General features: G+C 68.5%; 10 protein-coding genes. 5 read left to right on the top strand and 5 right to left on the bottom strand.

Annotated elements, in window-relative coordinates; genetic code table 11:
• The first annotated feature begins 38 nt into the window (after positions 1-38).
• From Q0W90_RS07395 to Q0W90_RS07385, 3 genes are read left to right on the top strand one after another with little or no spacing between them, the layout of a single operon-like run.
• A complete protein-coding gene (locus Q0W90_RS07395) occupies positions 39-797 on the top strand; it encodes a 5-oxoprolinase subunit PxpA (protein ID WP_297773865.1) in 759 nt (252 codons plus the stop codon).
• Positions 797-1,714: an MBL fold metallo-hydrolase gene (locus tag Q0W90_RS07390; protein ID WP_297600287.1), complete on the top strand. Its 918-nt coding sequence runs from the start codon at positions 797-799 to the stop codon at positions 1,712-1,714. The genes Q0W90_RS07395 and Q0W90_RS07390 overlap by 1 nt, the downstream gene beginning before the upstream one ends.
• A gap of 13 nt (positions 1,715-1,727) precedes the next feature.
• Entirely contained in the window at positions 1,728-2,969 is a 1,242-nt protein-coding gene (locus tag Q0W90_RS07385) for an SLC13 family permease (RefSeq protein WP_297600283.1), read from the top strand.
• Positions 2,970-2,982: 13 nt separating this feature from the next.
• Here the strand turns inward: Q0W90_RS07385 and Q0W90_RS07380 are convergent, their stop codons facing one another.
• From Q0W90_RS07380 to Q0W90_RS07360, 5 genes are all read right to left on the bottom strand, one after another.
• A complete protein-coding gene (locus tag Q0W90_RS07380; RefSeq protein ID WP_297600280.1) occupies positions 2,983-3,294 on the bottom strand; it encodes a DUF3303 family protein in 312 nt (103 codons plus the stop codon).
• Between the two features lie 2 nt (positions 3,295-3,296).
• Positions 3,297-4,682, bottom strand: a complete 1,386-nt coding sequence (locus Q0W90_RS07375) for a cytochrome P450 (protein ID WP_297773861.1) — start codon at positions 4,680-4,682, stop codon at positions 3,297-3,299.
• 94 nt (positions 4,683-4,776) lie between these two features.
• Entirely contained in the window at positions 4,777-7,410 is a 2,634-nt protein-coding gene (locus Q0W90_RS07370; RefSeq protein ID WP_297600273.1) for a LuxR family transcriptional regulator, read from the bottom strand.
• A 91-nt stretch (positions 7,411-7,501) separates the two neighbouring features.
• Complete coding sequence (locus Q0W90_RS07365; RefSeq protein WP_297701299.1) at positions 7,502-8,740, bottom strand: nucleotide disphospho-sugar-binding domain-containing protein; 1,239 nt, start codon at positions 8,738-8,740, stop codon at positions 7,502-7,504.
• Positions 8,741-8,742: 2 nt separating this feature from the next.
• On the bottom strand, positions 8,743-11,937 hold the full coding sequence (locus Q0W90_RS07360; protein WP_297773857.1) for an adenylate/guanylate cyclase domain-containing protein: 3,195 nt from the start codon (positions 11,935-11,937) through the stop codon (positions 8,743-8,745).
• 232 nt (positions 11,938-12,169) lie between these two features.
• Here Q0W90_RS07360 and Q0W90_RS07355 point away from each other — a divergent pair, with 232 nt between their 5' ends.
• Both Q0W90_RS07355 and Q0W90_RS07350 read left to right on the top strand, forming a co-directional pair.
• Positions 12,170-13,624 carry a 2-polyprenyl-6-methoxyphenol hydroxylase-like oxidoreductase gene (locus tag Q0W90_RS07355; RefSeq protein WP_297598784.1) on the top strand — a complete coding sequence of 485 codons (1,455 nt, stop codon included), beginning with the start codon at positions 12,170-12,172 and terminating at the stop codon, positions 13,622-13,624.
• 19 nt (positions 13,625-13,643) lie between these two features.
• The coding region (locus Q0W90_RS07350) for an adenylate/guanylate cyclase domain-containing protein (RefSeq protein ID WP_297773853.1) at positions 13,644-14,269 on the top strand (626 nt) is incomplete at its 3' end.

Raw genomic sequence — 14,269 nt, 5'->3', positions numbered from 1 at the left:
CCTAGGCGGTCGGCGAGGCGCACCCATAAGCTGGGCGGGTGGCCGGTATCGACCTCAACGCCGACCTGGGCGAGGGCTTCGGCGTCTGGCGCCTCGGTGACGATGACGCCATGCTCGACATCGTCACCAGCGCCAACGTGGCGTGCGGTTTCCACGCCGGGGACCCCGCCGGCCTGTTGCGGGTATGCCGATCGGCCGCCCGGCGTGGTGTGCGCATCGGAGCGCAGGTCAGCTATCGGGACCTGGCCGGCTTCGGCAGGCGCTTCATCGACGTCACGTCCGAAGACCTGATCGCCGACGTGGTGTATCAGATCGGCGCGCTGCAGGCGATCGCGCACGCGTCCGGCTCTGTCGTGTCCTACGTCAAACCGCATGGGGCGCTGTACAACACGATCGTGACTAACACCCAGCAGGCCGCCGCGGTCGCCGAGGCGGTGCGGCTGGTGGACGCCGGCCTACCGGTGCTGGGCATCGCCGGTTCGGTGTTCTTCGACGAGGCGGCCCGCCGCGACCTGCGCACGGTCTCCGAGGTGTGCGCCGATCGGGCCTACCGGCCGGACGGACATTTGGTCTCGCGTCGTGAACCAGGTGCGGTGCTACACGACCCGGCGGCGATCGCCGATCGGGTGGCGGCCATGGTGACCTCGGGGAAGCTCACCGCCATCGACGGAAGCCAGCTCGATGTGAACGTGGAATCTGTTTGCGTGCACGGTGATTCGCCGGGAGCGGCGCAGATCGCCGCCGCGGTTCGCGATCGCCTCGCCACAGCGGGCACCGACATCCGGGCCTTCTGCTGATGCGGCTGAAACTCGGCCGCCCCGACATCGCCCGGTATGCGGGACGATTCGACGCCCCCGCGGCCGAACCCGACGCGCTCTCGGTGACCTGGATGGGCGTGGCGACGCTGCTGATCGACGACGGCTCGTCGGCGTTGATGACCGACGGTTACTTCTCCCGGCCGAGCCTGGCCAAGGTCGCGGCCGGCACCGTGGCGCCATCACCGGCCCGGGTCGACGGATGCCTGGCCCGGGCCAAGGTGTCGCGACTGGCGGCCGTCATCCCGGTGCACACCCACATCGACCACGTGCTGGACTCCGCACTGGTCGCCGACCGTACCGGTGCGCAGCTGGTCGGCGGCCAGTCCGCGGCCAACGTCGGGCGCGGCTATGGCCTGCCGGAAAACCGGATCGTCGTCGCGGTCGGTGGGCAGCCAATTCAGTTGGGTGCCTATGAAATAACGCTGGTGGAGTCCCACCACTGCCCGCCCGACCGGTATCCCGGGGTGATCGGCGAACCGCTGATCACCCCGGTGAAGGCGGCGGCGTACCGCTGCGGGGAGTCGTGGTCGACGTTGGTGCACCACCGTCCGACGGGTCGGCGGCTGCTGATCCAGGGCAGCGCCGGCTTCGTCGAGGGGGCGCTGGCCGGCCACCGCGCCGACGCTGTCTACCTGTCCGTCGGGCAGCTGGGGCTGCAGCCGCGGTCGTATCTGGTCGACTACTGGACCCAGACCGTCCGCGCGGTGGGCGCCCGCCGGGTGATCCTCATTCACTGGGACGATTTCTTCCGCCCGCTGACAAAGCCGTTGCGCGCCTTGCCCTATGCGGGCGACGACCTGGACGTCTCCATCCGCATCCTCGATGAGCTGGCCACCGGCGACGGGGTCGCGCTGCACCTGCCGACGGTGTGGCGGCGGGAAAATCCTTGGCAGTGAAGCGGTCCCGATTTTGGCACTGACCGTTGCGCTGTTGCTGCTTGCCGTCGTCCTGGGGTTCGCCGTCGCGCGCCCACGGGGCTGGCCGGAGGCGCTGGCGGCGGTTCCGGCCGCCCTCATCCTGATTGGGATCGGCGCGATCTCGGTTCATCAGGCCGAAAAGGAGATCGCCGAGCTGTCCGGGGTGGTCGCGTTCCTGGGCGCGGTGCTGGTGCTGGCCAAGCTGTGCGACGACGAGGGGCTGTTCGAGGCCGCGGGTGCGGCGATCGCGCGGGGACGCGTCGGGTCGGGCGCCCTACTGCGGCGGGTGTTCGTGATCGCCTCGGTGATCACCGCCGTGCTGAGCCTGGATGCCGCCGTGGTGTTGCTGACCCCGGTGGTGCTCGCGGCGGTGCGCCGACAGCGCACCCCGGTGCGGCCGTACGCCTACGCGACCGCCCATCTGGCCAACGGCGCCTCGCTGTTGCTGCCGGTGTCGAACCTGACCAACCTGCTGGCCTTCCACACGGCCAACCTCTCGTTCACCAAGTTCACGCTGGTGATGGCGCTGCCGTGGCTGGGCGCGGTCGCCACCGTCTACCTGATCTTCCGGTGGTTCTTCGCCGAAGACCTGCGGGTGCAGCCGGATCCCGAGCGACTCGGCGCGCCACCGCGCCCGCCGGTGTTCGTGTTGGTGGTGGTGGCGTTGACGCTCGCGGGGTTCGCGGTCGCCCAGTCCGTGGGGCTGGCGCCGGCCTGGGTGGCGCTGTGCGGCGCCACGGTGCTGGCGGTGCGCAGCCTGCGCCGTCGGCACACCTCGGTGTTCGACATCGTGCGCTCGGTCAATGTGGCGTTCCTGGTGTTCGTGTTGGCGCTGGGCGTCGTGGTGCGGGCGGTCATGCTCAACGGGATGGACCGGGCGATGTCGGCGGTGCTGCCGTCGGGTTCGGGCCTGGCCGCCTTGCTGGCGATCGCCGCGATCGCGGCCGTGCTGGCCAACGTCGTCAACAACCTGCCGGCCACACTGGTGTTACTGCCGCTGGTCGCACCGGCCGGGCCGGTCGCGGTGCTGGCGGTGCTGATCGGAGTCAACATCGGCCCCAACCTCACCTACGTCGGTTCGCTGTCGAACCTGTTGTGGCGACGCGTGCTGCGCAGCCACGACGTCGACGCCGGCGTCGGCGAATACACCCGCCTCGGCGTGTGCACCGTGCCCGCGTCCCTGGGGGTGGCGGTGCTCGCGCTGTGGGTGTCGGCGCGGCTGCTGGGCCTCTAGTTGGGGCGCGTAGTCAGCCGACGGCCTCCCTGAACTCCACGCCCCGCTGCAGCGCCTGCGCCGCTTGGGCGATGTCGACGACCGGATAGATCTGGTAGTCGAGGATGGTGGCGAATTGCCCTGTGGTTTCGACCAAGTCGGCCGGGTTGTCGGTTTCCACCACCGCGAATCCGCCGCCGCCGTCGACGCGGCCGACGAACTGGTGATATGTGGTGCTCGGCGGCTGCGACCACTTGGTGAACGCGGCCAAACCGCGTCGCAGCGATTCGTCGTTCTCCACCGCCGAACCGTTGAGGCGATACGTCCAGGTCACTACGTACTTCATCGCTACCTCCTGGTGATTTCGTTGGTGCCGATACGGGCGCGAATGGGTGCGGCGGCGACCACCGTGAATGGTGTTGCCAGCGGGAAGTTTTCGTCGAGGGACTCGATCTCGGCGGCGCGGACGACGGTGGCCAGCGCGAGTGTGGCCTCCAGCATCGCGAAGTGGTCGCCGACGCATGAGCGTGGCCCGCCGCCGAAGGGCAGGTACTGCCAACGACTTCGGCCCTTGGACCGCTCCGCAAGGAAGCGGTCCGGATCGAAACGCTCCGGCTCCTCCCACAGCGCCGGGTCTCGGTGCAGCGCATAGAAGCTCACCAGGGCCATGGTCTCGGCCTCGACGAGGTGGCCGTCCACCACGATGTCGCGGGTGGGCGCGCGCATCGTCCCCGCCGCGGGCGGACACAACCGCAGCGCCTCGTGCAACACCCGCACGGTCATGTCGAGCGCGGGCACGTCGTCCGGGGTCAGCGCCCGCTCCCCCAGCGCGGCAATCTCCGCACGCACCCGGTCCTGGATGTCGCGGTGGTGCCCCAGCGACCACAGCGCGTAAGTCAGCGTGGTCGAGGTGGTGTCGTGGCCCGCGAGCATGAACAGCACCAGCTCGTGACAGATCTCGTCGTCGGGCAGCGGCCGACCGGTCTCCGGATCGATCGCGTCGATGAGGGCGCGCACCAAGGGGGCATCGCGGTCGGGGTCGACGCGAACTTCGTGCAGGATTTCGGCCGCCAGCCGGTGCAGGCTGTCGTTGGCGCGGCGTGCCGCGCGCTGGCCCCTGGTCGGCAGCCACCGCGGCAGGTTCACCGGGCGCGCCGCGCGATCGGCCACCCATTCCAATGAAGTCCGCAGGGCCCAACCAATCTCGTCGGCACGCTCGTCGAGGTCCAGCCCGAGCACCGAGCGCCCCAGCGCGCGCAGGGTCAGCTTGCGGCACTCGGCGTCGAGGTCCACGACCGCGCTGTCACGCCAACCGTCGGCCACGGATTGCGCCGCCGCGGCCATGTGTCCCGCGTAGCGGGGCACATGGCGCTTCGTGAATATCGGCTGCAGCGTGCGCCGCCGCGGTAGCCAGCGCTCGTGCGGAAGGTCGAGCAGGTTGCCACCCATCAGCGCTCGCATTTCGACCATGGTGCGGGTGCGGCCCCGGTCGGCGACCTCGTCGGTGCGGCCCAACAGGTCACGAGCGCCCTGCGGGCTGGCGATCAGCACGACGTTCGGTAACAGCCATTTGGGTCCGAGCACGATCCGGGTGACGGGTCCGCCGGCGTCCACCAGCGTCTGTAATCCATCGATGTACGACCGGACCGCCCTGAGTCGCCGCCAATACGGCAGCGGATTCTTCGGCGCCAACGCGAGTGCGGCGGCTGCGGGTTGAACCAGCGTCTCGACCATGCCAACTCCTTGTGTCGTTGCGGGCACGGTATGACCGGTCGTCGTTGCTGCGCATGCGTAGTCGGCTACTCGAATTGCGCGCGGGCGCAGTGCGTCAGCTGGACGCGCCGGGGCCGGAACGGATGATCGAGGCCAATTCCTCGCGTGACTCGGCCCCCACCCGCTGGCAGGCCCGGTAGACGTGGCCCTCCACGGTGCGCACCGACATCACCAGCTTCTCGGCGATCTGGCGGTTGGACAGACCGACTACGACGAGCTCGACGACATCGCGCTGGCGGCCGGAGAGCTTGAGACCTCCCCGGGTCCGCAGCGCAGGCGTGCACAAACCACCACATTTGTCGGCCAATTCCTTGGCCAACGCCGCGGCATACAGTCCGCGCCGATGCTGCTGGCTCTCGTCGAAAGCAACCGAGGCCTGCGCCGCAGCGTCGGCGGCCGCGGCCCGATCGCCGATACGCCGATACGCCGACGATGCGGCCAGCAGGCCCTCGCCATCCCCGGCCAGCAGGCTCTCCGCATGCGACGCAACGGCGTCGGCCAGTGGCAGCGACAATGCCCGGGCGAGCTCTCGTGCCCGCGCCGCCCGCGACGCGTCGCCCCATTGCGCCGCGGCCTGTATGCAGACCAGCTCGTGGGTGGGCTGGTCGCGGTCGTGGGCGAGTTGCGCGGCCTCATGGGCGCTCGTCACCGCCTCGCGCAAACGGCCGCTCGCCGCCATCGCCCACCCGTCGGCCAGCGAGAGGGCGGTGTGCATGAACAAGAAGTCGGGTGGCACACAGGACCGCGCCCCGGTGACCGCGTCGTTCGCCTCGGCGGGCTGTCCGAGCTTGGCGTGCGCCTCCGCCAGGGCGAAGTAGCTCGCCGCCCGCAAACCCGTTGTGACGGCGTGTCTTTCCGCCCCGGCAAGCGCTTCGTGTACCAGCCGGGCCGCGTCGGCGACGGCGCCACGAGCCAGGTCGGCATTCCCCAACAGGAGGGCCAGGTTCGCATACGCGAGGCCGGGAAGCTCACGGGCCGATGCTGCCAATTGATTTGCCGTGGCGACGAATTCGTCGATGCGACCGGTCAACCGGCAGGCGCGGCCATACACCGCCCCGAACCAGAATCGCATGTGGGAGGCCTGGAACGACGTCGTCGCTCGCCGCAACGCCTGCTCGGCCACACCCGCGAGCTCGTCGACCTCCCCCAGCGCCCCCATCGCCATGATCAACGCAAGCGACGCCATCATCGCGTGAAAGTCCGGTAGAGTCTCGAAACCCAAAGCGGCCCTGGCCCCTTCGGCTGCAACTGCGCAGCGCGCCGACACCGCGTCCAGGCACGCCTGTACCGCCAAACGCTCCGCCACCTGCGCCGGGGTTTCGACGGGCCCCGAATTCGGGTGAGCAAGACCGTCCAGGATCACCGCCGCGGCTTGTGGCTTGCCGAGCATCCAGATCAGGTTGGCGGCCCGCACCGTCGCCCAGTGGTGGCCGTCGGGCAGGGCGGCATCCGCCATGTCGCACAGCGCCGTCTCGGCCTGCTCGCCGCGTCCGAGCAGCACGAGGTTCATTGCCCGCACCCCGGCCGCCCCGCGTGCACCGGCTTGCGTTGCCGCCGTGGCGAACCGGTCCGCAAGATCCAGGTCCAGCAGCGTCATGGCATGCCGCGCCGACTCCAGATACAGCTCGGGTTCGGGATCGAGGTCCGACTCGAGCCTCAGCAGCGCACGTCGCACGGTGGTCTGCATGTCGGCGTCACCGTCTCTCGCCAACCGCGTCGCCAGCCTGCCCCGGATTCCCGACAAATACATCTCGCCCGCGCTCGCGCGGCGCAGCTCGCCGAACAGCGGGTGCGCCAGCCTGGCCGTCAGGCCGCCACCGGTGCGTTCGACGTTCACCAGGCCCATGCTCTCGGCGACCGACAGGTCACGGCGGCGCACCACATCGCACAGCACATCGACGGCCAACGGCTCACACTGCGACAGCGTGTCGACCACCAGCGCCACCCCCGGGCTGAGCCGACCCATCTGGCGCACGAGCGCGTCGGACAGGCTCGCCGAGACCGCGACGTCGCCGTCCCACATCCACACCCCGGCCGATTCCCGCACTCGCCCGGCCGCTATCTGATCGCTCAGCAACTGCCGCAGGAACATGGTGTTTCCCCCGGTCAGCTTCCGGAACCGGGCCGCGCTGCGGGCATCGACCGGGCCGCCGAGCGTGCTTTCGATCAGTTCGCGCGTTGCCGCGGCTGAAAGCGGTTCAAGATCGAGCCGAGTAAGCAGCCCGTCCTTCCATAACGCCGTCACCGCGTCGGGCCCCTCGCCGCCGGTCCGCATCGTCACCACCAGCCGCACCCCGCCCGACTGCGCCAGCTGGTGAACGACAAACGCGGACAACCCGTCGAGCAAATGAGCGTCATCAACGCCGAGCACCATGCGAGCCCGGCGCTGTTGCGCGACGAACGACTCGATCACCCGCCGGACATTGGCCAGCGGGTCCAACATGGCGCCACCCAACACGCCGATGAAGGCCCCGAGGGGCAGCGCATGCGCCGACTCGGTGCCGACGATCCACTTCGTGTGCTCACCCGACGCCTCGGCACGGCGCAGCACCTCGCGGGCGAGCCTCGTCTTGCCCACACCGGCGGCTCCGGCGATCACCACGCCGGAGTGGTTGCCAGAACCGCTCAGGGCGCGGCGAATGATTTCCAATTCGCTGTCGCGCCCGGTCAGCGGGTCGCCGCTGATCACGCGGCGACTATAACGGTGCGAAGGCATCCCGCGGGCCGATTTATCGCCGTTTCGGTGAGTCGATGGACACCCGGCACCCGCTTTGCTGAGGTCATCCGACGTTGATGCCGAGTACGCGCTGTTCAAACAGGTCCGCGCCGCGGTCCGTTCCGCCGGTGGCCCGGAAGCCGGCCACCACCCGCCGCGCACCATTGGTCATCGTCATCGCTTCTCGAACTTTGCTGCGCAACCGCGCCGGTGACAGCTTCTTTGCCGGCAGGCGGGTGCCGCACCGGGCCACCTCGACGCGGCACGCGACCTCGAGTTGGTCGCGCCCGTAGGGCACGACGCAGACCGGAATGCCATGGGCGAGCGCCTTTTGAGTTGCCCCCATGCCGCCGTGCGTCACGGCACACACCGCCCGATCCAGCACCATGCCGTGCGGGATGAACTGCAGTATCGTCGCGTTGGGCGATGCGGCGATCTCGTCCGGTCGCCCGGCCGGCAGGGTTGCGACGACGTGTACCGGCTCATCCTGCAGCGCGGTCACCGCCGTCCTGACGAGGTCGGTGTCGGCTTGTTTCTCGGATGAGGTTGTGACCAGCACGATCGGCTTGTCGATCGCTGCCAGCCAATCGGGGACGGTGTGCGGCCCCGGATCGACCGCGCAGGGCCCGATCAGCTGTACCGCGTCACCCCAATCCGTTTGCGGATACTGGAACGGCTTGCCGCTGGCGACCAGCACCAGCGGCGCGCCACGCAAAAACTGGTCGATCGACGCGACCGACCGCAAATCGAGGTCCGCACGAATCGTGTTGATCGGTGGCAGCATCACCTTTTCCAGCGCGCGCACCACTACGACGCGCACGGCGGCATCGCGCAACCGGCCCAACACGCCCGACAACGGTCTGAGGCCCGGACCAAACGGTGGCACGCCGGGCGACCGCAGCGGCGGCGTGTACGGCACAAAGGTCGCCCAGGGGATCTCACCGGCCTCCGCCGCCGACAGCGCTCCCCAGCAGTTCACGTCGACGAGCAGGGCGTCCGGACGGATCCGCGTTATCGCGTCCGCGAGATCGGCCACCTCGTGCGCGGCGCGCCGGCCAAACGTCGCGACGCCGCTCTTGAGCGCGGCCCGGGGAGTGGCTTCCTTCCCGTCCTCGAGCTGAATCGCTTCGATGCGCGGATCGATCGCGTCGGTGCCGAATCCGAACTGCCGGCCAATCTCCACACCGGCGGAAAGTGTCCGCACGTGAACCCTGTGCCCACGGCTGGACAGCTCCGACAGCAGCGCGCTCATCGGCAACAGGTGCCCCAGCGCGGGCGAGGTGTACGCCAGGATCGTGGCCATCGTCAGCCCCGCCCCGGCGCATGGGATTCGTCGACCATTCGGTGCGCCTCGGGCAGCCGACCGCGGGCATCGAGTTTGGTGCAGCACGCGAGGTATGTCTTTGCCAGTTCGGCGTAGACGTCCGGGTTGCCGTCCGCCCCGGCCAACAGCGCGCGGGATTTCAGCCACCACAGATCCGTTGCCGCGATCCTGGCCGGCCGCGCCTGCCACCGCTCGACGATTTGGTGGGCTTCGGTGAGATCGTCGATCGATCCTCGCTCGATCAGCAACTCGACGAGCGCCTCTGCCGTACAGCCCACGAAGACTCGGCTGCCATCGACGAAATACTGCGCGAATGTGGGACGAAGCCTGTCGATCGCTTCGTCGATTCGCCCCTGGCGCGCGGCTTCGACCGCCAGATCCGCGGCAATGCTCGTCATACCGATGTGATGGAGCTTGTGCTCCTCGATCAGGACGCGGGCGCGGTCAAGCAGAGCGATCGCCTCGTCGCGCGACGTGTTCTCCATGCGCAGCAGGACCGATCCATGGGTCCACAGCGTGGCGATGATACCGCTGACGTCGCCCAGGGATTCCGCGCACCGCAACGCATCCCGCGTCCCGTCGGCCAAGTCGGCGGCCCTGCACAGGCCTAACACCGCAACCGTTCCCGAGTAATGCGACATCGTCGCATAGTTGAGGGGGCCGAGCGTATGTGCTTGTTCAAGGCCCTCCCGGAAATCCCGCCTACCCGCATCGGAGTCGCCGAGGCACATGCCGATGATTCCGCGAAGGATTTGCGCCGCAACCGTTTCGTTCGCGGGCACATCGCCGGGCAGTGCCAGTATCGCGTCGGTGACCCGTAGCGCGGCGTCGAATTCGCAGTTGGCGAAACGGATGAAGGCCAATGAGTTGAGGATTATGGCCTTCGTCGCCGCGTCGCACACGATGACGCTGACCATGCCTTCGAGCTCCGACGCCAGCGCCACGGCCTCGGGAACCCGAATGTCGTTGATGCTGAACGACCAGATGCGTCCGGCGGTCGCGAGCGCGAGCGATGTCAGGTCACCGGACCGCGCCGTTAGGTCATGAAGCTCTTGGTACAGATCGTCGGTGCCGTCGGCGTCGCTCACGTATAGCGCCGTAGAAATCAGCATGGCGCGCGGTGTGATTCGCATGGCGGTCACACCGTCGTGGTCGTCGTTCAACCCGTCAGCGATACGGCGCGCGCGCTCCCACTCCGCACGCGCCGCGCGGATACCGCGCGGCCGAAGCCATTCCGCCGCGCGCAGATGCCAGCGGTAGGCCTGGACGAGCTCGCCTCCCGCCTCCAGGTGCGCGGCAATCAATGCCGCATTGTCGTCGGCGGCGCCCGCGTCGCGCGCCTCGATCGCGGTGGCCAGCCGGCGGTGGGCCCGCACCCGGACGGCGCTCAGCTGCGACTCGTAAGCAACCGTGCGCACCAGCGGATGGTGAAAGCAATACCGTTGTCGCGGAACGAATTCGATCTGATCGATCAACTCGGCCGACACCAGCTCGGCCAAGCACGTGGACGAGCTTTCCGGCGACAGAGCGTGCAATGTGTCCACATCGAACTGGTTACCGATTACCGCCGCGGCGTTCAGGATCGACTTCGTGGGTGCGGGCAGCCTATCGATGCGGGCCGCAAGGACCGCTTGCACCGTGGCGGGAACGGCGATTTCGTTCGCGTCGCCTGTCAGGCGGTAGCCACCCCGACCGCCCGACAGTAACCCGCGGCCGGCGAGGTCGCGAACGATCTCCTCGGCGAAGAATGGATTGCCCGCCACCGCGTTCGCGATTCGCTCGTCCAGGGCCTCCAGCGAGTGGTCGCCCCCGAGGAGCTGGCGGACCAGCCGGACCGATGTCGATTCGGGTAGCGGCCGCAGCGTCATCGTGTGGTTCGATCGGCGGTGCAGCGCCCCGCGGAACTCCGGTCGATAGGTGATGACGAATATCGACCTCGTCCCGTCGAGTGCGTCGACGAAATCGGCAAGCACCTCGTCGCTGGGTTCGTCGATCCAATGCGCATCCTCGAGTGCGAACACGGTTCGATCCGAGCGTGCCCGAACAGCATGCGTCATGATTTCGATCAGCCGGCGGCGCCTACCATCGGGGCTGACCTCGAGGTGAGGTGCCGTGGTGTCGGCGATGCCCATGGCCTCGAACAGGATCTGCGCGTCGACGGAGTGCGGCCCGAGCATCCCCGGGCATTGAGCACTCGTGAGGTCACGGGCCTCCGCGGCGCCGAGCCCTTCGACCTCGAACATGGCGCGCAGCAGGCGCGACAACGCCCGGAACGCAAGCGTGCTGGCGTGGGCTTCGCAGCGGGCGACGACGATGTCGGCGCCTTGTCCCTCGGCGATCGCGGTGAATTCCCGCAGCAGGCGGCTCTTGCCCAGCCCCGGAGGTCCGACGATCCCGACCAGGCAGCCGGGATGGGTGTCGAACAGACTGCCCAACCGGCCCATCTCCTCGTCGCGGCCCAGCATCAGCCCTTCTTGGCGGCCCAACACCATCCGCTCGGATTCCATGCCGAGGAGTCGGCGCGCGGGCACGGGCGCGTCGGCGCCCTTGACGAGGACGTCTTCGACGGGCCCGAGGCGGGTAGCGTCCTCGACGAGGCGCGCCGTGGACAGCGAGCACATGACGCCGCCCGAAGGGGCGGCCGCCTCCATGCGTTGCGCCATTCCGACCGGATGGCCGACGGCGGTGTATCTTCCTTCACCCGAGCCGATTTCGCCGGCGATCACTGCGCCCGAGTTCAATCCGACGCGGATCTGCAGGGTGACGCCGTCACGGCGAAGCACCTCGGCGGCAAGCTCTTTGGTGACCGAGTGGATCTCCAGGGCTGAAATACACGCCCGCAGCGCGTGATCCTCTAGGGCCACCGGGGCGCCGAACAGTGCCATCAAGCCGTCGCCGGTGAACTTGTCGACGGTTCCGTGGTAGCGCTGCACCACCGCGGCCGCACGGTTGAACATCTCGTTCATGATCTCTTGGAGCCGTTCCGCGTCCAGCGCGGCCGCGAGCTTCATCGAGCCGACGACATCTGCGAACAACACCGTTACTTGCTTGTGCTCGCCGCTGGCCGGTCGTGGGGTGACCGGAGAGCCGCAGACATCGCAGAACCGCGCTTTGGCGCGCAGGTCGTTACCGCACGACCCACATCGGCCGGTGGCCTCGCTGACCGGGTTAACCATCCGCCGATCTCCCGCGCCGTCAGATTTCCCTTCATGATCGCCCAAACCGCCGCGCGGCGGCAGTTAACCGCAAAACCCGTTCCCGGAGGGGTGCTGGAAGCGTTTCGGTCGGCCGATGAGCGATCCGGGCGCACCGGTCGCGTACGTCGCGTACTCGACTACGCTATCGTCGCCCGCGCCGCGCCCCGATGATGGCTTTTGTTAGCTGACGGCTCGACAAAGGCGGTGGGTTATGCCCGAGATGAAGGCCAAAATCGGCGATCACGCGGTCGTGTTCGGAGCGAGTATGGCCGGTCTGCTGACCGCGCGGACGCTGACCGACTTCTTCGACAGGGTGACGGTGGTCGAGCGCGACCCGTTGCCCGAAACCCTTCCCAACAAGGGGGCCGCCCGCCGCGGCGTGCCGCAGGGTCGGCATCTCCACGGCCTGCTGGCCCGCGGCGCTCAGGTGATCGGCGAGATGTTTCCTGGCATCCTCGATGAGCTGGTCGCCGACGGTGCGCATTACTCCGACGGCCTAGATCTATCCCGGTGGTACTACAACCTGAACGGGCACCAAATGGTGCGCTGCGGCAGCGCACCCTCATTCAACGCATACTTGGTGACCCGGCCCTTCCTGGAGGATCATGTCCGCGCGCGGGTGCGCGACCTCCCCAACGTCGCGCTGCTCGACGAGCATGACGTCGTAGCGTTGGCCGCGACGCGCGACCACCGGCGCATCACCGGCGCACGGTTGGTCAACCGTCGCACGCGTGAAGTGTCCACGCTGCACGCCGATTTGGTGGTCGACGCCACCGGCCGTGGCGCCCGTACCCCCTTCTGGCTGGATAGCCTGGGCTACGGCCGCCCGCTCGAGGATCACGTCGTGGTGCACGTGACCTACGTGAGCCAGGCACTGAGCATCGCACCCGATGCCCTGCACGAGCTCGGCTTCGTCGTCGGGTGCATGCCGGGCCGGCCGCGGGGCCTGGGCATGTTGCACTGCGAGAACGACACCTGGGTGTTCACCGTGATGGGTATAGCGGGCCGCGAATCGCCCCGCGACTTGGCGGGGATGTGCGAGTTCGTCAAGGACTGCGCACCGGCCCACATGCTCGCGGCAGTCAAAGCCGCCGAGCCCATCGGGGAGCCGGCACGGCACTGTATGCCGTCGAGTCAATGGCGCCGCTATGACAAGATGCGCCGATTCCCGGAGGGCCTGCTGGTCACCGGCGACGCGGTCTGCAGCTTCAACCCGATCTACGGTCAGGGCATGTCGGTGGCGGCGCTGGAGGCTTCGGCGCTGAGTGACTGTCTATCCCGGGGCACAGCGGATTTGGCACGGCGTTTCTTCCGCGCCGCAGCGGCGCCCATCAGTCAGGCCTGGCAACTGTCGACCAGCCCGGACCTCAACTTGCCCGAAACCGACGGAGCACCAACGCTGCTCGCCCGGTTGCTCAACAGATACGTCGACCGTGTGCTCACCGCAACCGAATACGACACCGTCGCCCTGGATCAGTTCGCCAGAGTGACCTCGCTCGTCGACCCCCCAACTGCGCTGCTGCGCCCGGGCATGATGTGGCGCGCTGCCCGCGCGACCCACCGCGGGCAGGCGGCCCGATCGACCAGCGGGACGGAGCCGGCGACGTTCCGGCAGCAGGAGCCCAGCCCAACCGATCCAGCCGATAGCGCCGTCTTGAGCTGCTGAGCGCCTTATTGTTAGGCGCATGACGGCCGCGTTGGCCTGCGCGAGGTGTGCCGCCGAGTTGCGGCCTACCGCGAAGTTCTGCGACGAGTGTGGCTCACCGACCGCTGTGTCGGGAACGCCGGCCGAGTACAAGCAAGTCACGGTGCTGTTCGCCGACGTGGTCGGATCGATGCACATCGCCGCAACGGTGGGTCCGGAACGCTTGCGCGAGATCATGACCGAACTCGTCGCGCGCGCGGCGGCCGTCGTGCAGCGCTACGGCGGCACGGTGGACAAGTTCACCGGCGACGGCGTCATGGCGGTGTTCGGCGCGCCGATGGCGTTGGAGGATCACGCTATACGCGCATGTCTGGCGGCGCTGGGCATTCAGGAGGAAGTGACACGTCTGGCGGTCGAGGTCGACGACCGCGACGAAATCCGCCTGCGGTTGCGGGTGGGACTGAATTCAGGCCAAGTGATCGCCGGTGAGATCGGTTCCGGCGCATTGGGTTACACCGCCATCGGTGAACAGGTGGGGATGGCACAGCGGATGGAATCTGTAGCGCCGCCCGGCGGGGTGATGGTCAGCGAATCGACGGCGCGGCTGGTCGAGGGCGCCGCGGTGCTGGGTGAGCCGGAGATGGTGCGCATCAAGGGCGCCGCGGC

It is taken from the genome of Mycobacterium sp. (assembly GCF_025933915.1).
Taxonomy (GTDB): Bacteria; Actinomycetota; Actinomycetes; order Mycobacteriales; family Mycobacteriaceae; genus Mycobacterium.
Note: the sequence above shows the minus strand (reverse complement) of the source record. Positions and strands in the feature narration are given on the sequence as shown.

Excerpts from the sequence above, each read along its gene's own strand:
- Q0W90_RS07390 (WP_297600287.1), top strand. The coding sequence starts at position 797 with ATGCGGCTGAAACTCGGCCGCCCCGACATCGCCCGGTATGCGGGACGA.
- Q0W90_RS07380 (WP_297600280.1), bottom strand. The coding sequence starts at position 3,294 with ATGAAGTACGTAGTGACCTGGACGTATCGCCTCAACGGTTCGGCGGTG.
- Q0W90_RS07375 (WP_297773861.1), bottom strand. The coding sequence starts at position 4,682 with ATGGTCGAGACGCTGGTTCAACCCGCAGCCGCCGCACTCGCGTTGGCG.
- Q0W90_RS07365 (WP_297701299.1), bottom strand. The coding sequence starts at position 8,740 with ATGGCCACGATCCTGGCGTACACCTCGCCCGCGCTGGGGCACCTGTTG.
- Q0W90_RS07360 (WP_297773857.1), bottom strand. The coding sequence starts at position 11,937 with ATGGTTAACCCGGTCAGCGAGGCCACCGGCCGATGTGGGTCGTGCGGT.
- Q0W90_RS07355 (WP_297598784.1), top strand. The coding sequence starts at position 12,170 with ATGCCCGAGATGAAGGCCAAAATCGGCGATCACGCGGTCGTGTTCGGA.